This window comes from Gammaproteobacteria bacterium, assembly GCA_013817245.1.
Taxonomy (GTDB): Bacteria; Pseudomonadota; Gammaproteobacteria; order HTCC5015; family HTCC5015; genus JACDDA01.
This window is the reverse complement of the sequence record JACDDA010000003.1, coordinates 142,098-164,409: the sequence shown is the minus strand read 5'-3', so window position 1 is coordinate 164,409 and position 22,312 is coordinate 142,098. Positions and strand designations below refer to the sequence as shown.

General features: G+C 44.0%; 14 protein-coding genes and 1 tRNA gene. 12 read left to right on the top strand and 3 right to left on the bottom strand.

The annotated features are described in order from the left end of the window. The first annotated feature begins 46 nt into the window (after positions 1 to 46). Both H0W44_05320 and H0W44_05315 read left to right on the top strand, forming a co-directional pair. On the top strand, positions 47 to 1,297 hold the full coding sequence (locus tag H0W44_05320) for an aminoacetone oxidase family FAD-binding enzyme (GenBank protein ID MBA3581858.1): 1,251 nt from the start codon (positions 47 to 49) through the stop codon (positions 1,295 to 1,297). Positions 1,298 to 1,420: 123 nt separating this feature from the next. Beyond that, a complete protein-coding gene (locus H0W44_05315; protein ID MBA3581857.1) occupies positions 1,421 to 3,784 on the top strand; it encodes a CHASE domain-containing protein in 2,364 nt (787 codons plus the stop codon). Positions 3,785 to 3,795: 11 nt separating this feature from the next. Here the strand turns inward: H0W44_05315 and H0W44_05310 are convergent, their stop codons facing one another. Next, positions 3,796 to 4,365 (bottom strand): gluconate 2-dehydrogenase subunit 3 family protein, encoded by a 570-nt coding sequence (locus H0W44_05310; GenBank protein ID MBA3581856.1) that lies wholly within the window; start codon positions 4,363 to 4,365, stop codon positions 3,796 to 3,798. Between the two features lie 164 nt (positions 4,366 to 4,529). On the opposite strand from H0W44_05310, the gene H0W44_05305 reads away from it, so the two are divergent. Both H0W44_05305 and H0W44_05300 read left to right on the top strand, forming a co-directional pair. Next, positions 4,530 to 5,726, top strand: a complete 1,197-nt coding sequence (locus tag H0W44_05305) for an acyl-CoA/acyl-ACP dehydrogenase (GenBank protein ID MBA3581855.1) — start codon at positions 4,530 to 4,532, stop codon at positions 5,724 to 5,726. Positions 5,727 to 5,817: 91 nt separating this feature from the next. After that, complete coding sequence (locus H0W44_05300; GenBank protein ID MBA3581854.1) at positions 5,818 to 6,141, top strand: hypothetical protein; 324 nt, start codon at positions 5,818 to 5,820, stop codon at positions 6,139 to 6,141. Positions 6,142 to 6,149: 8 nt separating this feature from the next. Here H0W44_05300 and H0W44_05295 read toward each other — a convergent pair whose 3' ends face one another. Next, the gene (locus tag H0W44_05295) at positions 6,150 to 7,052 is read right to left on the bottom strand and encodes a LysR family transcriptional regulator (protein ID MBA3581853.1); all 903 of its coding nucleotides are present in this window, start codon (positions 7,050 to 7,052) and stop codon (positions 6,150 to 6,152) included. A gap of 224 nt (positions 7,053 to 7,276) precedes the next feature. Between H0W44_05295 and H0W44_05290 the strand changes: the two genes are divergently transcribed. Together H0W44_05290 and H0W44_05285 are read left to right on the top strand one after the other, a co-directional pair. After that, complete coding sequence (locus tag H0W44_05290) at positions 7,277 to 7,786, top strand: hypothetical protein (GenBank protein MBA3581852.1); 510 nt, start codon at positions 7,277 to 7,279, stop codon at positions 7,784 to 7,786. Positions 7,787 to 7,800: 14 nt separating this feature from the next. After that, on the top strand, positions 7,801 to 8,634 hold the full coding sequence (locus H0W44_05285) for a fumarylacetoacetate hydrolase family protein (GenBank protein MBA3581851.1): 834 nt from the start codon (positions 7,801 to 7,803) through the stop codon (positions 8,632 to 8,634). Positions 8,635 to 8,661: 27 nt separating this feature from the next. Here H0W44_05285 and H0W44_05280 read toward each other — a convergent pair. Then, a tRNA-Arg gene (locus H0W44_05280) sits at positions 8,662 to 8,738 on the bottom strand. 114 nt (positions 8,739 to 8,852) lie between these two features. On the opposite strand from H0W44_05280, the gene H0W44_05275 reads away from it, so the two are divergent. From H0W44_05275 to H0W44_05250, 6 genes are all read left to right on the top strand, one after another. Further along, positions 8,853 to 9,593 carry a DUF4197 domain-containing protein gene (locus tag H0W44_05275; protein MBA3581850.1) on the top strand — a complete coding sequence of 247 codons (741 nt, stop codon included), beginning with the start codon at positions 8,853 to 8,855 and terminating at the stop codon, positions 9,591 to 9,593. A gap of 343 nt (positions 9,594 to 9,936) precedes the next feature. Continuing rightward, a complete protein-coding gene (locus H0W44_05270) occupies positions 9,937 to 12,345 on the top strand; it encodes a hypothetical protein (protein ID MBA3581849.1) in 2,409 nt (802 codons plus the stop codon). Next, positions 12,342 to 13,364: a hypothetical protein gene (locus tag H0W44_05265; GenBank protein MBA3581848.1), complete on the top strand. Its 1,023-nt coding sequence runs from the start codon at positions 12,342 to 12,344 to the stop codon at positions 13,362 to 13,364. The genes H0W44_05270 and H0W44_05265 overlap by 4 nt, the downstream gene beginning before the upstream one ends. A gap of 11 nt (positions 13,365 to 13,375) precedes the next feature. Beyond that, on the top strand, positions 13,376 to 13,870 hold the full coding sequence (locus tag H0W44_05260) for a hypothetical protein (protein MBA3581847.1): 495 nt from the start codon (positions 13,376 to 13,378) through the stop codon (positions 13,868 to 13,870). A 306-nt stretch (positions 13,871 to 14,176) separates the two neighbouring features. Beyond that, on the top strand, positions 14,177 to 15,514 hold the full coding sequence (locus H0W44_05255; GenBank protein ID MBA3581846.1) for a hypothetical protein: 1,338 nt from the start codon (positions 14,177 to 14,179) through the stop codon (positions 15,512 to 15,514). A 119-nt stretch (positions 15,515 to 15,633) separates the two neighbouring features. Next, on the top strand, positions 15,634 to 22,287 hold the full coding sequence (locus H0W44_05250; protein ID MBA3581845.1) for a DUF11 domain-containing protein: 6,654 nt from the start codon (positions 15,634 to 15,636) through the stop codon (positions 22,285 to 22,287). Positions 22,288 to 22,312: the final 25 nt, after the last annotated feature.

Here is a 22,312-nt window from a genome sequence, read left to right as displayed (position 1 = left end):
AATATTTTCCATTCACGCGTTTTTTTATCAGGGATGATGTCTCGTTATGTCTGATACCTGCGATATTGCAATTATTGGTGCGGGTGCTGCTGGCTTGATGGCGGCGATTTGGGCGGCGCAAACTTCGCCTAATGCAAAAATTTTGGTGCTGGAAGGCGCCAAAAAAACCGGCGCTAAAATCTTAGTTGCGGGCGGTGGTCGTTGTAATGTGACACATTGCGAAGTGAATGCTGAAGATTATGCGGGCGGCTCACGCAATATTATAAAAAAAGTGTTACGTCGTTTCGATGTCGCCGCCACCGTCGCATTTTTTAAACAACATGGCGTGAATTTAAAAAAAGAAGAAACGGGAAAATTATTTCCGGTCAGTGATAACGCGCATGATGTGTTAGCGGCTTTATTGCAAGCGCTACAAAAATCGAATGTTAAATTAATTAATCAATACCGTGTGCAAACCCTTATTCGTAATGATAAAGAATTTATTATTACCGGCACCGGTAATTCCGTGCATGCAAAAAAAGTTATTTTAGCGACGGGTGGAAAAAGTTTGCCGAAGTCAGGCTCTGATGGCGCGGGTTACACCTTCGCGCAAAGTTTAGGTCACAGCCTTACGCCAGCCATCTTGCCCGCTTTAGTTCCTTTGTTATTACCTAACACCCATTTTCTGACTACATTGTCTGGACTGACATTGCCGGCAAATTTATCTTTAGTAAATACGGCGGGGAAAAGCGTCATTAGTTTTACCGATTCATTATTGTGCGCGCACTTTGGCTTGTCGGGACCCGTAGTATTGGATGTCAGTCGTTACTGGTTAGCCGCGCAACACGCGCAAGACAATTTAAATTTGCATATCAATTGGCTGCCGCAGATGACGATAGAAAATTTTTCGGCTGCATTACGCGAAGGTGGCCGCAAAACAGTGCGTAATTTTTTAAAAATATATTTACCCGCGCGCTTAGCCGATGCGCTTTGCGAAGAAAGCGGCATTGCTCTTGAAGAGCCCTGCGATCAATTACGCCGCGATGCTCGCCAAAGGTTAACGAATAATCTTTTTACAATGACCGTACCCATTACCGGCAGTCGTAGTTTTACTCATGCGGAAGTTACCGCCGGTGGTATTCCTTTAACTGAAATAGATGTTGCGCGAATGCAGTCGAGGGTATGCCCGGGTTTATTTTTGTGTGGAGAAGTTTGTGATGTAGACGGTCGTATCGGCGGTTTTAATTTTCAGTGGGCATGGGCGAGTGCTTATATTGCGGGCATTTCAGCTGCGGCATTAGAAGCGCCACAAAATTAATGCAGTAGCAATTGCGAGTCTTGCGTTGCTTCTGGCTTTCGCACAGAATGCCTCTTAGTAAAAAGACTTAATGGATGGCGGCTAAAGTCAGGTACTAAATTAACGAGCATGCAGGGAGTCAGCTTGAATATCAAAGTAGTTATTATTCCGTGGATAATTAAAATTATTGTTATTACCGCTATTTACTGCATCTTAGCGGCCTTGTGTTTAAATATTAATATTCCTTTTTCTTATGCTACGTTGCCGTGGTTACCCGTCGGTTTGGCGCTGGGCGTTTTATTAATTTATGGTTATTCCGCTTGCGCGGCGGCATTCTTAGGTCAGTTTTTAATCAGTCTTTATACTTTTTCCAATGCTTCAATTCCTTTGTGGTTGTTAGTGCTTGCTGCGAGTGTTATTGCATGCGGCACAGCTTTACAAGTAGGTGTAGCCGGTTATTGGATTCAGCGGCGTTATGTAGAAACGCCCGCATATTTACAAAGCGAGCGTCAACTCGCTTGGCTCATGTTGGTGTGTGCGCCGGTGACCTGTCTTATTTCGGCGGCATTTGGCACGTTCGGATTATATTTGGCGGAAGCCTTACACGGTAAAGATTGGTTTTATACAGCCATCACTTGGTGGTTTGGCGATAGTTTGGGAATCGCGATTGTTACCCCTTTAATATTGATGCTGTTTGATAAACGCGTGCAGCGTTATCATAAAGCGGCGGTGGTGTTAGCAACGTCAATAGTTTTTGTAGCGGTTATTTTATTGTTTCAAGCGGTGAACAGTCGTAATCAAACGCGCGAAAGCGTGTTGTTTCAACAATGGTCGCAACAAGTAGCCAGCGTACTTGAGCGGCAATTAGATTTATATTTAGAACATGTTTCAGCGGTGGCGAGTTTTTATAATGCTTCCGATCAGGTTACGGCGGATGAATTTAAAGTATTTACAGATTCTTTTGTTACTAAGTATCGCGGCATACAAGTATTAAATTGGGTACCTTTTGTTCGTTTTGAACAGCGTCGTGAGTATGAACGACGCAGACAAATGGAAGGCGTAACCGATTTTGTTATTTGGCAATTCAATGAAAAAGGTAATCGCGAGATTTCTCATAAGCAGCCTTATTATGCCCCTCTCTATTTTACTAATTCAGCCCTTGATACTTCGGCGACCTTAGGCTTTGATGTTTTAAGTGATAAGCGGAGAAGCCGAGCTTTATTACGAGCCGCTACTACGCGAGAAGTTATTATTTCGGAAAAAGTACAGCGAGTTTTAAATCCCAATGAATCAGCAGTTTTGGTGTTCAAAGCGATTTATAAAGGCAGCAGTACTGTTTCGCGTATCAAGCCCGCACTTCCTGATAGCTATTTTCCTGCCAAAGATTTTCAGGGGTTTGTTGTGGGAGCCTTTTATTTAAAAGATACTTTTGCGCCGGTCATTGAGTTGTTAAAAGAGCATAATTTGGTGTTAACAATTACCGATGCAGAAAATGCCGAGTTTATTTTTAATTCTACGGAATATGTTAAAAACCAACCGGTAGTTTTTTCTAGTGGTTATCTAATTAACCACAAAAAATTATCAGTTGCTAATCGAGCATGGATTTTAACAACTAAGCAAGCACGGGTGTGGAGTGAAAATACATTAGAAGCCTGGGGTATTTTGTTGGTTGGTCTGGTGTTTACGGTAGTGTGGGTGTATGTATTATTGGTTTTTATTGTGCAAGGGTTAATTCGTAATAGTTATTCAAATTCTTTAGCTGAAAATAATGAAAAGCTACAACAGCTAGTGTCTGGCTTGGAGCAGTCCAATAACCAGCTCGAGCGTTTTGCTTATATTTCTTCGCATGATATGCAAGAGCCATTGCGCACGGTGGGTATGTACGCCGATATTTTGGCTGAGCATTTGGACGGGAATTTAGACGCAGATGCAAAACGTTACATTGGTTTTATTGTTAAAGCGGCGCGACGTTCGCGTGACATGATAGAAGATGTATTGATCTACGCTAAGCTAAAATCTGTGCAGGATTTTTCTGCGATTGATATGCAAAAATTAATGTACGATGTAATTGATAGCATGCGCTTAATTGTGCAAGAACGATTGGCGATTATTACGTTTGAGAATTTGCCCGTAGTGGCGGGGAATACGACCCAAGTAGGACGTGTGCTGTTAAACTTGATTAATAACGCTATTAAGTTTTGTCCGCACAAAAATCCTGTGATTAAAATAACGGCCAGTCCATTATCACTTTCTCATTTTGAAAATAAAAAAGCCATGAAATACTGGCAGTTTGCGATTACTGATAATGGGATTGGGATTCGGCAGCAAGATTTCGCTAAGATATTTGCTATTTTCGCGCGATTACATGGGCGTGATGAATTCGCAGGTACCGGTATAGGCTTAGCGTTGTGTAAAAAAATTATCGAAAATCATGGCGGAAAAATGTGGGTTGAATCCGAATACGGCAAGGGCAGCACATTCTTTTTTACCTTGCCGCAACATACTTAAATGAGTTCACGTTACCAAGCCGTTGGCGGCATGATATGCGGCATATAAGGCACGCCTAATTTTTCAAAACCTTCAGGGGTGCCGTACACCACGTCCACCGCATCTGCACGCATCACAAAATAAGCAAATGCCGATGGTGGTGCTTGCCAGCCTTCCGGATTTTGTTGCGCAATTTTTCCGACAAAAGCTTCCGCTTCTGCAGCCGTGAATTTGCTCAGTGGTTTTTTTAATTGTTGGCGCGCTGCAAGATCCAATGCATTTAAACAGGCTTTATAAAAACCAACATAAGGCGGCGGTACGTCCATATAACGAATCATTAATAAACAATCTGCGGGTGCGACGGCCAACTGTTGGTCGACAAAATGCGCAATTCCCGCTTTTGCCGCGCCGGGCAGCAGTGCCTCACCAAAAGCCGCTAAGGTATCGGCTTCGCTGTTACTGAGAATTTTGAACGGTAATTTTTTGGCCTGCGCTTCAGCGGGCGTAAGTAGCATCGGTAAGCCGCCCACGGTAAAAGTAAGAGCGCCAATAGCACCCGCTTTTATGCCGGTTTTGAGAAATTCGCGTCGATCAATAGACATGGGTGATTTCCTTGTCGTCTAAGTAAATATCGTCAGGGTTTACGTGCGTATTTTTGCGGCTAAAAGCACCATCAACATTGGCCATCATTCGCTAGCAAGGCTAGTATATGCCCCTGTCGAAGGCAATCCAAAATGTACGTTGAAATCATTAATTGGGGATAACTATGGTCGATTTTACCTTAAGTGAAGAGCAGCTCATGCTGCAAAAAACCGCTAGAGATTTTGCGCAGAAAGAAATTAAACCGATTGTGGAAAAGCTTCATCATTTAGGCGATGACACCGACCCATGGCCTTTATGCAAACCGATGGTACAAAAAGGTGTAGAACTGGGCTTTACTAAATTATTTGTGCCGGAAGAGTATGGCGGTATTGGCGCCACATTATTTGATACGACACTGATTCTTGAAGAATTAGGCGCTGCTGATGTCAGCATTGCCGCCGATTATTTTAGTTTAACGGCGAGCATGGCTTTGTTGCTCATGGTTGGCGGTAACGACGAACAAAAGAAACGTATTTTTGGTCAAATCGATGCATCCGATTGTTTCATGTTTAGTGGTGCACAAAGTGAACCGAACGTGGCGGGTTCAGAATTATTTTGTCCATATCCCGATGCTAAATTTGGCATGAAAACCCAAGCGAAGCGCGAAGGTGATCATTATATTTTAAATGGTCAAAAATCGGCATTTATTACCAATGCGGGTATTTCCGATGCGTATTTTATTTTAGCGCGCACTGATTCAAGCAAACCACAAGTTGAAGGCGTGTCTATTTTTTATGTGCCTGCGAATGCGCCCGGTTTACAAATTGCTAAGCGTACTAAATTAATTGGCTGGCACACGTCTTATCACGCTGAAGTTTATTTGGATAATGTCAAAGTACCTGTCACTGATCGGATTGGTGAAGAAGGTGGCGCATTGATGTTATTCGCGCAATTACCACAAATGCCGGTTTGTTTAGCGGCGTGTTTTATTGGTTTAGCACGTGCGTCGTATGAATATGCACTGCAATACGCAAAAGAACGTAATAGCTGGGGTCAGCCGATTATTGAACACCAAGCAGTTGCGTTGAAATTAGCGGATATGTATTGCGACTTACAAGCTGCACGTTTAATGGTGTGGGATGCGGCAAAAGCGGTGGAAACAAATCCATTTGAAGCCGGTACGTTAAAAGGCCCTGCGGCAAAAACGATGGCGGTAGATGTTGCGATTAAAAATGCAGAACGTGCCATGCAAATTTTAGGCGGTTACGGTGTAGCTAAAGAATATTCTACCGGCCGTTTCTTAAATGATGCATGGGTAGGTTATGCCTGTGACTTTACGCGCGATGTTTTGCGGTTAGGCATGGTGGGTTTTTTGAAGTAAGCGTTTTTTATTTTTCTTAGAATAAAATACAGCACCTTAGTTTAAGCTAGGGTGCTTGTTCTGAAAAACAACATGAACAAGGAGTTTAACAATGAGAGTAATTGTAATTTTTTGGATTATTTTTTCGTCTTGTGCATTTGCTAGTGATTGGCAAGATGTTCGGTTTGTGTCGAATGTTAATCAAGAAAACTGTAAATTTATTAAACAAAATGTGTGTAGTAGCATTAGAAGAAATGGTATCGCAAAATGTCATAATTGGCACAAAAAGAAAGCATATGAAGAAGGTGCGAATGCTTATGTAATATTAAGTTCCGCAAGCGATAAAAATATAACTGCTGCAAATGGCAATATTTATACGGACAATGATACTTCTGTAGTTGCAGACTATTACAAATGTCCCATAGAAAGTAATTAAGAAAAAGATTAGCGTTTTTCTACTGCATTTTTTACTGCTTTAATCAGTGCTTGCGTTGCTGGCGATAACATCGCGCGACTACGATAAGTCGCCGTCACATGAATATCTAAACTTAATGCTTTAACCGGCAATGTTACTAAGCCACTGTCTTTGTCATCCGGTAAGACTTGTTCGGGTAAAAAACTTAAGAAGTCATTGCCCATTAATAAAGACCAGATTAAGGTTGATGAGTTAGAAGTAACATCAGCACGCGGCGGCGTAATACCTTGCGCGATAAAAGTTTCTTCTAATAAACGTCGCCAGCGTTGTGTTTCCGGCGGTAACGCCCACGGATAATTTAGCAATTGCGTCAGCTCAACACTCGTTTGTTTCGCTAGCGGATGATTTTTTCCTGCGACCACCGATACTTTGTCGCTCAAAATAATATCAGCTGCCAAATCAGGATCAGAAACCTGTGGCCATGAACCAATCGCCAAATCCAATTCACCGCGCCGTACCGCAGGAATAAGTTCATCCACTAAACCTTCGCGAGCAGTGATCATGATGTTGGGATGTGTTTTATGTAACTCGAGTAAAGCATGCGGCAATATATTAGTAGCAACGCTAGGGCCTACACCAATTCTGACTTGGCCTTTAGCAGCGCCGCGTAAAATAGCGATTTCATGTTCGGCATTGCGCATTTCTGCACGAATAATTTTAGCGTGTTGCGCAAGAGCATCGCCAAATACAGTGGGAATAACGCCGGTGGGCGTGCGTTCAAATAGTTGCACCTGCAAGTCTTCTTCCAGTTGGCGTATGCTTTTGCTCAGCGCGGGCTGGGTCAGAAAAAGTTTTTGTGCGGCCTGCCCAATGCTGCCCACATCATAGACCGCTAGAAAATTGCGTAAACGTCGAGAATCTAATAAATCCATATCGCTAACTCTCTCGCGGGCTCAAACAGGGTTATCGTTAATAACCCTTATAAAAGTAGGTGTTTTAGCAGCAAATTTGCATAATGTAAAGTTATGTATAGGGCTTTTTGCCTAGCTTGAAATTTATGCTGGCATGCGCGAATATCAACCCATTCTGCGCCACACAGCGGTAGCCAGTATTGTAAATAGTAAGATCCCGCGCTGATTACCATGAGGAATAATGAATGCTCGCTTTGAATGCAGAACACAAAACATACCTCATCAAGGAATTAATTCTCGGCATTTTTATCAACGGCGGGATTAGTGCGAGTTTGGCGTGGTTGAACTTTCATAATCACCCCATGATTTATTTATGGAATGGGTCACAAGGTATAACGCAGGATTTGTTGCCGACCATATTCATGATTACGTTTATGTCGACGATGGCGGTTACCTTAACAACGCGTGGACGTTTAGCAAAAAGCCAAGTAACGCCGCGTGCTTTATTAGCCAGCGAAGCATGGCTGGCAAAATTTCCACGCAATGTTGTGTTGCGCAGCATTAGTTTTGCGCTGTGTTTTGAAGTGTTGTTATGGCCTGTCACAATTGGCTTGTTATATTTGTTTAATATCCACGCGTTATCGTTTATAGATTTTTTTATTTTCAAAATAGTATTTGGCGTAGTGTTAGGTTTATTAGCTACCGTGCCGATTGTGTTGTGTGCTTTAGCTGATAAATATCATTCGCAAACCTAAGAGACAGTCCTTATATGAAATTAGCGCGTTTTACTTATCAAAATAACATTGGCATCGGCGTGGTCGAAGGCCAGCAGTTGCGTAATTTGTCAGCGGTGTGGTCGCAAGCGCAAGGTGATGTCAGCAGTATTTTAAGTGTCTTAGACCAAGTTCCTGCGCACAGTGAAACGGCACCATTAATACCTTTATCGGCAGTAGAATTATTAGCCCCGCTTGCAAATCCGCAGCATTTTTTTGCAGTAGGATTAAATTATGCTGATCACGCCAAAGAAGTCGGCGTGGAACTACCGCAACGGCCTCGTTTGTTTAACAAATTTAATTCTGCAATCAATGCGCCTAGAGGTTATATCGCAAAACCAAATTTTTCCGATACCTTAGATTACGAAGGCGAATTGTGTTTAGTTATCGGCAAACCTTGTTTTCAAGTCAGCGCGACACAAGCAAATCAATATATTGCAGGTTATGTAGTATTGAATGATGTTTCTTTACGCGAATATGTAAATCCTGATTTATTGCCGTTAGGAAAAAACTGTCCCACCTTTGCGCCATTCGGTCCTTGGTTAACTACTGCCGATGAAATTGAAAATCCCCATAATTTAATTATTAAAACGTGGGTTAATGATGAGTTACGCCAACACTCCAATACGCGCGAATTAATTTTTAATTGCTACCAACTGATTGAATGGATTTCACGCGCCATTCCACTGATGCCCGGCGATATGATTACCACCGGCTCACCGCATGGGTCAGGCATTGGTTTTGAACCGAAACGTTATTTACAAGTCGGCGATGTAGTCCGTGTAGAAATTAGCGGCTTAGGTATGATTGAACATACCGTGTGTGGTTGAGTCTAAAAATTTTATATTTTATTAAAGTGGTGCCCCGAACACGATTTGAACGTGTGGCCTTCCCCTTAGGAGGGGGATGCTCTATCCAGCTGAGCTACCGGGGCGTTGGAAGTACGTGGTTAAAGCCAACATCGTTTTGTCAGTATAGCGATTCATTTTGTAAGCTCAAACCTTATGCACTGGTTTGTTGATCCGATGTTTAACTTTAGGAATGTCACATGTCTTATACGCAACACATTATTTTTTCTTTATTGATTTTCACGATAGCAGGTTGTGCATTAAACAGCGCGGATACGCAGCGTATATTGCAAACGGCGAGTGTGGTGATGGGTGAATCGCAAAGCGGGTTGAGTCGTGAAGAAGTTGTTGCGGGTTTGAAACAAGCCTTATCAAAAGGTGCCGATTTAGCGATTCAACAATTAGGTCAACCAGGTGGATTTAATAATGACAAACAATATCGTATTCCTTTGCCCGCACCGTTGCCGGAGTGGCGTGAACGTTTGGCGGTGTTAGGTTTAAGTAATGAATTAAACAAATTAGAGTTAACGATGAATCGTGCGGCAGAGCAGGCAGTTGCGGATGCTGTGCCTATTTTTGTTGATAGCATTACGCAGATGACGATTAATGATGCGCTGGGTATTTTGCGTGGTTCGCCGACGGCGGCAACAGATTATTTTCAGCGTACTGCAGGTGCAAAATTACAAACGCGATTTCGTTCGGTAGTATTAAACGCGACCGCGGATACCGGCGCGGCTGAGCATTACGATAATGTGGTCACGGTGTTCAATCGTGTGCGGCAGTTGCAAGGTGCGCCCGCATTGCCGAGTTTAGATGAGTATGTGGCCAACAAAGCGGGTCAGGCTTTATTCAGTAAAATTGCCCTCGAAGAAAAGCGCATTCGCGCCGAACCTGCAGCTCGCACTACGGCTTTATTGAAACGGGTTTTTGCACCTCAATAACCTTTCTGTTAGATCTCACAAATCCCTCCTAAATGCCTGTGGTATATTTGGCACCGTACTTGCAATATCACCTGTAAGTTTTTGTTTTCTTAGGTAAATTTGGTGCTGATTCGTGTTTTCTGCGATGGTCGGCGCCACTCGGCTGATAAAAGGAATTGAGCCGGAGTCTGTCAGTTTTCTTTATGAGCATGTGCTGCTTTGTATGGAGAAAACTCGACACAATTTGTCATCAGCGTAACGATGTGTATGGAGATACAAGCCTGATGATGCCACGTAACCGTGGGGGAACACGGTTGTGGGGTAAGTCATCCGCGAATTCATAGCGGATCACATTGGGAAGTTAATGACGACAGCAAGCTCGCGATGGGGCGCTGATCGAGTGTTGGACATTGTGCTGTCGAATGCTTCGATCAAAACTACAAATCACGCAATGTGGTGGGTAGGATTTTTGTCGTCTGCGTTTTTCTATTTATTTCTTGGTCAGATTTCAACTGCACATGCTGCCAATATTTGTAACACCAATGGTGGTGCAGGTTGGACGTTAACCACTGGCGCACCGCCCAATAGTGCAACCGTAAATCTTCCTGTCACGGGTGGTAACAGCGGCTACGTGATTGACGCGAATGTGTCCGTCAATGCCACTCACACATGGGTCGGCGATTTGTATGCACGTGTTACATCTCCCACATCAACGAATGTAATTTTGTTTGATCGCCCTGGTGTTGCAACAGATGGTCAAGTGGGTGGCCCGCCATCGGGTTGTGCTCTCGATAATTTTACTACTACATTTGATGATGCTGGCGCACAAACCCTTGAAGCCGCAGCCTGCGCAGGTGGCCCACCTGTTTACAACGGTACTTATAAGCCGCACGCGACACCTGTAAGCAATTTGTTGTCGCTAGTGAATGGCCAAAATCCGTATGGTACTTGGCAAGTATTAGTGGATGATCGCGCCAACAATGACGGCGGAAATGTTAGTCAAGCTTGTTTGAATTTATCGTATGCCGGTGCGCAGCTCGATACATGGGTAAGTACTAACGCGAGTTGCAGCGATCAACAAACTAATCTAACCGTGCAAACTGGCGAAAATGTTTATTACTGTTATCGTTTAACGAATACGGGCGAACAAGCGTTTCAGCTTAGCAATGTTGATGTCAGCAACACTTACACATTAGATTTATCCGGTCTCGCAGGCACCTACGCATTAAATCAAAGTCGCACAGTCAATCGCGGACCGTTTGCGGGTGGTACGGCGAATGCGCCACAAGGTGTGACGACGCCAAGTGCCACGCTGACGATTCGCGGTAACAGTATCCCATTTCCGGTCTCGCAAAATTTTATTGCTACGCGCAATGCAGCGCTCAACGTGATGCCAACTACACCGGCGGGCGGAAACAAGCCTTTATATTTTAATTTGGATGGCGCGGGTTCGCCGTATGATATGTCACGTGTACCGCGGACCAGTGCGAGTACACCTGCAAGCATTAGCATTGCTCGCAACGCAACACCGGTTAGTTGGGAAATTACACCTGTGCTGCAAGCCTCCTTAAGTTTAGCGACAACCCCGATTCCTGTTGTGTTGCAAATGCGTCGTGATAATAACGGCAGCAATCGCATTGTGCGTGCCATTGTGTCGTATACCGTAGGCGTAACAACAACCAACATAGGGTGTACAGATTTAACCATTGCGGGCGCGTCTTTGAGTACGACGATAAGCAATGAATTCACTATTAATGTAGTACAAAACGGCAGCGCGACGAATTGCGCAAATCCTGCATTAGGCACACCGTTTACGTTACCCGCAAATGCGGTTGTGCGCGTTACGATTGATAACTCTCCTGCCGGTGGCGGTGGTCAAAATATTTTGATTTATCCTTACGACACGGTAACGGCGCGCACCTCGCGCATTGTTTTGCCAGCAACCACCGTTATTAATGTTGATAGCGTTAATACTTATAACGCGGCGTATGCCGGTGGTGTAATTACCGGTACATTTTTACTGGGCAGCACCGTGTATGTGCGTGCAGTGGTGAGCGATCCTTTTGGTCAAAATGATGTGAGTGCCGCGCGCGTAGTGATTACCAATCCTAGCGGCGTCACGCAGTTATCGATTGCGATGAATGAAGTTGCGCCTTTATCACCACCTGCGTTAGGTGCAGTAAAAACATTTGAACGTAGTTACACCATTCCGTTGAGTGCGCCGAGCGGTACATGGGGCGTGCGTGTGATTGCGGATGAAGGCACAGAAGGCACAGTATCGGATATTGCTTTAACAACTTTCCAAGTACCAGGACCGATTTTATCTATTTTAAAATTAGTCTCAACGCAAAGCGATCCTGTGAATGGTGTGAGTAATCCCAAAGCCATTCCAGCGGCAATTATGGAATACCGCGTACGCGTAACGAATAGCGGCGCCGCTGCGGATACTGATTCCATTGTTATTACAGATCCGATTCCGTCAAACAGTCGTTTTTATTTTGGTGCGCCATTAAATCCAATCAATTTTATTAATGGCACGCCCGTGAGCGGATTGACGTTTACGTTTACCAGTTTAGCGAGCGTAACTGATGACGTAGCATTTTCTAATAATGGTGGTACTAGTTACGTAACTCCGACGATTGATGGTTTTGGTTACGATACAACAGTACCGCCGATTAATTTCATTCGGATAAATCCTAAAGGCGTATTAAGCGGTGATACCGGAAGTGGTGCACCTTCGTTTGATATTCTGTTTCGAGTACGTTTGCAATGATGCGTCATTTACTCCGCGTGAGTAGTTTGTTGTTACTGAGTGTAACGACAATGCATGCGCATGCACTGGGTACCAAAGCGAATACGGTGGTGAGTTCAACCGCTACTGTGGATTATGTTGCGCAAGGTCAGCCTGGCACTGTTTCGGCGTCAGTGGATTTTTCTGTTGATGAGTTATTGGATGCGGTAGTCGTGTCGTTAGATGCGAGCAATGTAGCGGTGTTGTCGCCCGACACACAACGCGTGTTAACTTTTAGAGTAAGCAACATTGGCAACGGTGATGAATTATTTTTATTGTCCGCCAATGCAGCGTTAATCACCGATGATTTTGATCCTATTAATGTCGCTATTTGGATTGATAGTGATAGTAATGGCCTTTTTAATAATGCGATTGACGTTTTATATAACGGCAGCAATGGCCCATTGTTAGATGGCGCCACCGGCGGTAATGATGACGTCGTGGTGTTTGTCGTTGCGGATATACCGGCAAGCCGCATTGCTGCTGACATTGCTCAAGTGCAATTAACTATAACGTCCGACACTGCAAACACCGCTGGCGCAGTGGGAAATGTTGGCGCTGTTTTAAATGGCGCGGGTGATGGTGGTGTGGATGCTGTCGTTGGTTTTAATGGCGGCACCTACGCACAAACGCATGCGTATGAAGTGATTAACTCGGCAGTCAGTATTGTTAAATCAGTAACTGTAAATGATTTAGTAGGTGGCAACGTGCCGAGTACCGGTGCGACCTTGCGCTACCGTTTAGACGTGTCCGTGAGCGGCGCACAAGCCGTAGATAATTTAATCATTGTGGATGCCATTCCTGCCAACACGACTTATCAGGCGAATAGCTTATTGCTCAATAGTGCCGCGCAAACTGATAGCGTGGATGCGCCGCTGGATTACGCTGATTTTAATATCAGTAACGCGGGCGCTATTACTGTCGATTTAAGCGCCGCTGGCAGCATGAGTATTTCTCCACCTGCAAATTTTGTTATTGAATTTTATGTCGTTATTAATTAAGAGGAAATGTTATGAATAAACTATTGCTTCAAGTAGTAAAAACAGGATTTTTTTTAATGGGCACGTATGCCGTCACTGTGTTAGCGGCTGATAGTGCGATCCAATTAAAAAATGAAGCGTTTAAAGAAATTAAAGTAAATGAAAAAGGTAAAGAAGTTATCAAGCTGGTGCCGCCCGGCGTGGCGTTGCCGAAAGATGAAATTTTTTACATCACGACATTTAAAAACATTAGCAATAAAGCGCTTAGCGATATTGTGATTACTAATCCCATTCCAAATAACTCTGTGTATAAAAAAGATAGCGCTGTTGGTGCCGGCACCGTTATTGAGTACTCGGTTGATGGTGGCAAACGTTATGACAAGCCTGAAAATCTTAAAGTGAAAGACGGCGACGGTAAATTACGTGCCGCCACTATTGAAGACTACACCGACATTCGTTGGCGTTATACGAATGAGTTAAAGCCGCAACAGGAAGCAAACGTAACCTTTAGAACACTTGTTAAGTAGTTTTAGGGTTAAGTAATTTTATATTTAAGTAATTTTATATTTAAGTAATTTTATGCAGTAAGTTTGTTCCGGGGGGAACATGAACCTATTCAAACCACAGTTGCGGCGAATGCTGCAACGCAATATTAATTATAAAAGTCGTTCTCGTGATGGCCCATTGTTTTGCTTACAGGCGAGACACGGGCCTTTATTGTTTTTTGAAAGGGGACCGCCATGAACGCCAGAAATTTTTTAACTTCGGTCTGGGATGACTGCGGTGATTTGAGTGAAGGAAATTTTAGCAATAATCTCCCAAGGAGAAATGTTATGAAAATGATTCAACCCATAAGACAAATAAGTCTGATGTTATGGGGTTCATTAGCGTTTTTGGTTAGCCCATTAGCATTAGCGAATGCTGGCGACACCATTGCTAATCGCGCCACGGTAAATTTTTCCGCGGGTGGTGTAGCACAAACGCCGATCGAATCCTCGCCTACAGGTAATCTTACTGCGGGTATTGGTAATGGTGTAAGTACCACGTTTGTTGAAGATCGCTTGGTTAACTTCGCAGTACTAGAAAGAATTGGTACTTATGTGAATGTGGTGCCGGGACAGAACAACGCTAGCGTGATTTTGACCTTTACTGTTACTAACAATGGTAACGCGGTACAAGACTTTAGTTTGTCCGCATTATTAAATGCAACCGATCCATTCGGTGGCGCTGATAACTTTGATGCAACGGCGGTACAAGTCTTTGTTGATAGCGGTGCTTACACCAATGATGGTTCAGTAGCGGTTAGTGGTTATGTGCCTGCCAGTGATACAGCAACGTTTGTAGATGAGTTAGGCCGCAATCAAACGGCTACTGTCTATATCCGTGCGCAGATTCCTATTGCGCGTCTCAATGGTGATATATCAGCACACACATTAGTTGCGCAAATTGCACAAGGTGGAGCCGCAGCAGTACAAGGCGCAAATATCACTAACGACAATAATGGCAACATTAGTCCTGGTGGTGCCGCGTCAAACATTGCTGACAATACGGCAACAGTACAAGTGGTGTTCAATGATCCTGTTGGTGATTTGAATAGTGCGGGTGCTGCTGATATTGCGCGTAATGGCCAACACTCTGATAGCGGTGCATTTCGTGTGCAAACCGCCACGTTGACAATTTCCAAAGTGATTGATGGAACGTTGGCAACACCGGCGAATTTGGGTGGTGTGATTTGGGATCCAGTGAATGCAAATAGTAATCCCAAAGCAATTCCTGGATCACATATGCGTTATGTTGTGCGCATTCGCAATACGGGCGGCGCTTCCGCAACCTTGACGACTATTTCGGATATTTTGCCAGTAACGTTGGTATTTGATCCGAATTTAATTGCGGCAGGTTGTGTTAGTCCTGCACCTGTAGGTCCCGCTGCTTGCGCTACTGTGAGTGGTGTTGCAGGTAATGGTGTACGTGTGCAATACAACAATGATGGTGCCGGTAATGAACGTGCCACGGTTAATTTTAATTTAACCACTGCCGCAGTTATTATTGGCAATACCTTTAGCGTTGATTTAAGCACGGTATTACCAGCTGATGTGCCAAACAACTATACGGTTGGCGAATTAAAAGCCGGTGAGTCAGTCGACATTATGTTTAATGCGGTTGTGCAATAACGCAACGCTTTATGCAAATGTTGTTTAACAGCAAAAGAACAAAAACAGCGTTGCAAAATGGATTGCAACGCTGTTGGCGTTCGCTTGTGTGCGTTATGCAAAGTAACGCGCGCTTTCTAATGAGCAATGTGCAAGTAATGCGCATTGTTCATTGGAAAGCCCTGTTGATTAAATGTGTGGGATTTATCGCATGTGTTGTATGCGTGAATGCTGCTTGGTCTGTACCCAATGGCACCGTGATTAATAATACTGCGCAAGCGCAATACGACATTAGTGCCGCGCCATTTTTAAATAATAGTAATACCATTTCATTAATTACTAGCGCACCTAGCACAGTTGCCGCGATGGATTTATTGCAATATCGTCCAGGCGGCACAATCAATCAAGCCACGCCGAGTCAATGTCGCAGTGGCGCAGGTGGACCGTTTGTTGTTTCCGCAGATCCCACGTACGTTGATCCAGGCGCAGGCGTTTTAACCTTAGATCCCAATACCGCATTGCCACTCGCAGTGAATAATTTGTTTGCTGCGAATGCACCAATTTTTGTACGCGTGACCGATGCTGATCAAAATGCTAATGCGGCGATTGCGGAAATAATTAATGTAATTGTAACTAGCAGCGTAGGCGATACCGAAGAAATAGAGTTACGTGAAACCGGTGTAAACACGGGTGTGTTTATTGGCTATGTGCAAACCGCAAATGTGGCGGTAACACTGTTTGATTGCGCATTATCCGTGGCCGCTGATAGCGGTGTGAATTTTTCTTACACCGATCCTAATGATGCCAGTGATGTGATTAGCGTGAATACGCTAGTGGATCCTTTTGGTGTCGTGTTTAACAGTCAAACCGGTGCAGCAGTCGATGGTATCGTGGTACGTTTAATTGATAATGCGACGAATCAACCAGCCATTCCGGGCGTGGATATTTTTGGTGATGATGGCGTTAGCGCATTTCCAAATACCTTAGTCACGGGTGATGTGGCAACTGATTCTGGCGGCACGGTTTATAATTTTCCTACGGGTCGTTATCGTTTTCCTTTAGTAGTGCCGAAAAGTTATCGTTTGCAAGTGTTGTCGAGCAGCACGTATTTGGCGCCGTCGCAAGTTGCTATTACTAGTTTGCAAGCCTTACCCAATGCGCCGTTTGCTTTAAATGCTAATGCATCGTACGGCAATAGTTTTACTGTGAATCCAGGACCGCCGCTGCGCGTGGATATTCCGGTTGATCCTTTAACAACGCAACTCGTAGTACAAAAAACGGTTAATAAAGAACGCGTTGAGCTCGGTGATTATCTGCAGTACAACATCAGCGTGCAAAATACAGCGGCTAGTGCTGCATTAGAAGTTGTATTGTTTGATCGCATGCCAAAAGGTTTTCGTTATCAAGCCGGTTCTTTGCGTATCAATGATCAAGTAGTTACGGATCCCATCATTGATAATAAAGGCGAACAGTTACAAATTTTATTGCATGATTTGTCTGCAAATAGCCAAACCCAAGTACGTTATGTTGTTGAAGTAGGCGCTAGTACAATAATTGGTAAAGCGGTTAACAGTGCGTATGCGCAAATATTAAGTACCGGCATTCGTTCTAACCTAGGCCAAGCCGCCGTTAGCGTGACGGATCCTTTCTTACGTAAAGATGGTTATATCGTCGGGCAAGTGATGACGGGTGCTTGTCCCGATGGCATGCCCGGCGATGGTGAGTCACAGTTACAAATGCGCAGTCATTTATCGAATGATTTGGTTGTGTACGAATTAACGGCTACGGTAAAAAAAGTTGCATTAGAAAAAGCGTGGCTTGAATTACGTTTGCCTAGTAATCAAAAATTACAAACAAATTCGGTTAGTGTTAATGACGTTGCATTGCCAGTCACTCAAGTAACGCAAAAAAATGAAGTGTGGTTGTTAGAAGTACCGGCTGCTGCGATCAGTGATAAATTAGCAAACATTAATTTTAGTGCAGCGCTTGATCGTCAACAAGCGGGGCGTTTTGTTGCGGAGGCTAAACTTTTAATAAACACAGATTTACAAAAAAATGCAGAAGGCGCCTTGGCGAAAAATGTGATGCGTCGTCAACCCACACGTTTTGCAGAACGCGAATACGTTTTCAGACCTATATTTGAAACGCTAACTGCGGAATTAGATAATTTAGAACGTGAACAATTGCAACGCATCATTGAAGTCATGCAAGGCAGTGAAGTGGCAACTGTTAGCATCAAAGGTTATGCCGATGCGCGTCCTATAAAAGCCTCGCCACAAGCGGTGTTTGCCAATAATCAAGATTTATCGCGCGCACGCGCAGAAGCCATCGCACCGTATATTCGAGTTGCCTTAGGTTTAAGCGATCAACAAGTGCGCATCGAAGGATTTGGTACGCGTGATCCGGTTGCGGATAACGTCAGTCAAGATGGTCAAGCGATGAATCGTCGCGTGGATATCACAATACGTGCGCGTGTCCCGGTTGAACCTTATGTTGAAGAAATCATTTTAGCCGATAGCGGTGTTGTCACAGGTCAAGTGCGCGGTTATAACGAAACCAGCAAAGTAAGCAATGCGGCAGATTTACCGCAAGGTGTCGAAGGCGTGCGCATTTATATGGAAGATGGTCGTTATGTTACGACCGATGCTAAAGGTCGTTATCATTTCGAAGCAATTCCCGCTGGCACGCATGTTGTGCAAATTGATACTGAAACTTTGCCCGCGCATTATCGTATCGCGCATTGTGGCGGTAATACACGTTTTAGCGGTCGATTACATTCGCAGTTTGTAGAATTACGCGGTGGTGATCTATGGGCGGCCGATTTTTATTTACAAAAAGATGATAAAAGCATTCAGCAAGTATTAGGAAAATTGCATACCTCGTTAAATAACGACGACATAAGTTATACGCTGGATTTTGATAATGCGGGCGCCACTTTAAATAACGTACGGATGACGCTCGTTTTACCTGAAGGCGTGCAATATTCAGCGCAATCGGCTAATTGGAATAATAAAGCGGTAACACCAGAAATAATGGAAAACATGCTGATTTTTCGCGCGGGTGATGTCAGTGGCAAAACACCGCACACATTAACTTTTTCAGCAAAATTATTAGACCTTGCTGCGCAACAAGCCAGCTTGACCAGTCGTGCAAGCATTGTGTTTTCCGCTAATGAACAAATGATTAATATGCCACCTTTAAGCACGATGTTGGTTACTAAGCCCGAAGCGATTAAGCAACAGTCCGTAGAGATCCCATTGAATTTTTCGGCGGGTAAACCTTATTTAACGCCTGATGATAAAAAACGCTTAGATGAAAAATTACCGCTGTTGTTAGAGTTGCATCCGGGCAAAGTCATGTTCTCCTTAAGAGCACCTGCGGATGTTTTATTGAATGCGCGTATGCAAGAAGTACAGCGTTATTTGTCAGAAGGTTTAGGCGTTGCGAATGAACGCGTCATTGCACGTGCTATTACAGAAAATGTTGATCCGCAACACGCATGGTTAAGCATTGCCGTGCAAAGCACTCAAAGTCAAGCATTTTCATTTGCGGCCGTTCCTGATAGTGCGCCAGTGAGTGTTGCGTTAACACCGATTAAAGAACAGCCTAAAAAATTACTTGAGAAAAAAGGCATTGAACAATTCGATGAAGCATGGTTGCAACAAGCAAGCCCTGGCGTTGAATGGTTGTTGCCAGAAGAAAATTTCCAGCCTGCAATACCGGCGTTGAATGTCGCGATTAAGCATCAACCCACAGATCAAATCAGCGCGTTTATTAATGGTGAGCCTTTAAGCGGATTATTTTTCTTTGGCAGTTTAAAAAATACTCAAGGCACCGTGGCGCGTAGTTATTGGCAAGGCATTCATTTGCAAGAAGGTGATAACACTTTGCGTTTTGAAATACGTGATGCCAATGCGAAAGTGATTGTCTTAGAAAAAACTTACCACTTTTCAGGTTTGCCGGTACGGGTTGAATGGGTAGCAGAAAAATCTAGATTGTTGGCGGATGGTCAAACACGTCCGGTGATTGCAGTGCGCTTATTAGATCGTTGGAACAAGCCCGTGCGTAGCGGTCTACGCGGACAGTTTATGATTGCTAAACCTTATTTAAGCGCGCAACGATTTGATGCAATGCAAGCTGATCCATTGGCGGCTTTTGATACTGACAAAGCTTATTATCAAGTGGGCGAAGAAGGTATTGCTGAAATTGAATTGGAACCTACTACTACAACCGGCAAAGCCACTTTGCAATTTGCTTTTAATCAAGCGCAAACTCAAACCAAAATTCAAACGGTCGATGTCTGGTTAAGTGCCGAGCCGCGCAAGTGGATTGTGGTTGGTTTAGCCGAAGGCACGACGGGTGAGAATCATACTAGCGGCGACGATGAAGCGTTAACCTTGCATAACTTACACGATGACGATTCAGCGCGTTTGGCATTGTTTGCTAAAGGCACGCTGGCCAATGATTGGTTGTTGACGACGGCTTATGATTCTAATCGTGATATGGAACAAGCTTTCGGTTGGGAATCAAATCCAGAAGATCATTTTGCTTTGTATGGTGATAAAGCGATCGTGCGCCATGAAGCATCGAGTAGCGATCCTTTGTATTTAAAATTAGAAAAAAATCAGTTTTATGGCTTATATGGCGATTTTGAAACGGGTTTAAATGAAACCGAGTTAACTAAATATAATCGCGCAGTCACCGGTTTTAAATCCGAGTGGCGTGCCGATCAGTTGGGTTATACGGTGTTTGCTACTGAAACCAAGCATCGCTTCATGCGTGATGAAATTCAAGGTGATGGCACGTCTGGCTTATATCATTTAAGTCAAAATAACATTGTGCTGAATAGTGAAACAATTGTTATTGAAGTACGTGATCGTTTTCATTCTGAACAGGTTATTAGTCGCGAAGAATTAAAACGGTATTACGATTACAACATCGATTACTTTGACGGTACGATTTATTTCAAACAAGCCATCGCGAGCCGCAGTGTTAATTTTAATCCTATTTTGATTGTTGCCGAATACGAAACAGAATCGCCCATAGAAGGCGACGTCACCGGTGGTGGTCGTGTGACTTGGTATAGTTCCAATAAACAATTTGAAACAGGCTTGTCACATATTGAAGACGGCACCTATGGTGCGAGCGGACAATTAAGTGGGGTTGATATCACGGTGCGTGAGATTGTCGGCGGTGAATTAAAATTGGAATATGCAAGCTCCGAACAAGATGAAGCAGGTGATCTGCGTGAAGGAGATGCAACTACTGCCGCGTATACATGGGATAACGGCAGTGTGACGGGTCGTACTTATTGGCGCGATCAAGATGCAGGTTTTGGTTTGGGTCAACAAGCGGGCAGTGAAACGGGTTTAACAAAATACGGTGTAGAAGCGCGTTACAGAATTGATAATGCATGGCGCATTGATGGTCAGCATTTTAATGAAACGAATAAAAACACCGATGCTGAGCGTCAAGTCACTGAAGCGTTGGCTCATTATCAATGGCAAACCTATGAAATAAGCACCGGCTTGCGTCAATCGATTGATAAAACAGTATTAGGTGATGAGTATCTATCCGAACAATGGTTAGCCGGTGTGCAGTCACGTTATTTACAAGGTGCGCTACGTTTGCGTTATAACGCAGAATTAGGTTTGAATGGTAAAGATGCAAACCCTGCTTATCCTGATCGTCACATCATCGGCGCTGATTTTGATGTGTTACGACAAGTGACCTTGTATGCAGAACATGAAATTGCGCAAGGTGAAAATTTAGATACACAAATGACCCGTGCCGGTGTGCGCAGTACGCCGTGGCAAGATGCACGACTCAACACCGGCGTAGAACGCGACACTAACGAATATGGACCACGAACTTTTGCCGTGATGGGTTTGATCCAAGGCTTCCGAATTAATGCAGCATGGAGCGGTGATGTACAAGTAGATCGTACTAAGACGATTGAAATGCCGGCATATCAATTTAATCAAAATGCAGTGCCCGCGAGTGGTGCAACAGAAGATTTCACGGCTTATTCAACCGGACTTACGTATAAAATTGACAACGCAACGTTAGTGAGTCGTCTTGAATATCGTGAGGCGGAGACTAGCGACAAACTAGGCGCGCGCATCGGTTGGTTGCACGATAAGCAACAGGCTTTTGGTTATGCGCTGGAAGGTCGTTGGGATCGTACGGATTATGCCGACGCGCGTTTTCAATTAGATAGCTTGGCGCGGTTCTCACTCGTGTATCGTCCCGATGATCGTAGTTGGGTGCATTTAAATCGCTTGGATTATCGTTACAACGAAACTGGTAATCAAACTGGTAATCAAACTGGTAATCAAACTGGTAATCAAACTGGTAATCAAACGGGTGACGATTTAGATAATGTACAGCATGAAAGTAAATTGGTTGAAAATTGGAAAGCATATTGGCGCATGAGCGCACGTAATGAAATGAGTTTGCGTTATGGTTTGAAATGGACTTTGGATCGTTTTGATAACGAAGACTATAGCGGATTGACTCATTATGCCGGGGTTGAATATCGTCACGATCTTTCTGAGCGTTGGGACATCGGCACGCATGGCGATATCTTGTATGCAGATACCGCGAATAACCAAGAATATTCATACGGCGTTTCCACCGGCTGGAATGCGGCGGACAATTTATGGATGACCTTGGGTTATAACGTTGCCGGTTTTAGTGACAAGGATTTTTCATTAGCGGCTTATACGGCGCAAGGTCCTTATGTAAAATTACGCTGGAAGTTTGATCAGCACACCTTACGTTTAGACGATTAATTATTCCTGATACTGCTATCAATAT

What these genes read in the sequence shown, in the direction of transcription:
- H0W44_05320 (MBA3581858.1), top strand. Translation starts at nt 47, where the DNA reads ATGTCTGATACCTGCGATATTGCAATTATTGGTGCGGGTGCTGCTGGC.
- H0W44_05310 (MBA3581856.1), bottom strand. Translation starts at nt 4,365, where the DNA reads ATGTCTATTGATCGACGCGAATTTCTCAAAACCGGCATAAAAGCGGGT.
- H0W44_05305 (MBA3581855.1), top strand. Translation starts at nt 4,530, where the DNA reads ATGGTCGATTTTACCTTAAGTGAAGAGCAGCTCATGCTGCAAAAAACC.
- H0W44_05300 (MBA3581854.1), top strand. Translation starts at nt 5,818, where the DNA reads ATGAGAGTAATTGTAATTTTTTGGATTATTTTTTCGTCTTGTGCATTT.
- H0W44_05295 (MBA3581853.1), bottom strand. Translation starts at nt 7,052, where the DNA reads ATGGATTTATTAGATTCTCGACGTTTACGCAATTTTCTAGCGGTCTAT.
- H0W44_05290 (MBA3581852.1), top strand. Translation starts at nt 7,277, where the DNA reads ATGCTCGCTTTGAATGCAGAACACAAAACATACCTCATCAAGGAATTA.
- H0W44_05285 (MBA3581851.1), top strand. Translation starts at nt 7,801, where the DNA reads ATGAAATTAGCGCGTTTTACTTATCAAAATAACATTGGCATCGGCGTG.
- H0W44_05275 (MBA3581850.1), top strand. Translation starts at nt 8,853, where the DNA reads ATGTCTTATACGCAACACATTATTTTTTCTTTATTGATTTTCACGATA.
- H0W44_05270 (MBA3581849.1), top strand. Translation starts at nt 9,937, where the DNA reads ATGACGACAGCAAGCTCGCGATGGGGCGCTGATCGAGTGTTGGACATT.
- H0W44_05265 (MBA3581848.1), top strand. Translation starts at nt 12,342, where the DNA reads ATGATGCGTCATTTACTCCGCGTGAGTAGTTTGTTGTTACTGAGTGTA.
- H0W44_05260 (MBA3581847.1), top strand. Translation starts at nt 13,376, where the DNA reads ATGAATAAACTATTGCTTCAAGTAGTAAAAACAGGATTTTTTTTAATG.
- H0W44_05255 (MBA3581846.1), top strand. Translation starts at nt 14,177, where the DNA reads ATGAAAATGATTCAACCCATAAGACAAATAAGTCTGATGTTATGGGGT.
- H0W44_05250 (MBA3581845.1), top strand. Translation starts at nt 15,634, where the DNA reads ATGAGCAATGTGCAAGTAATGCGCATTGTTCATTGGAAAGCCCTGTTG.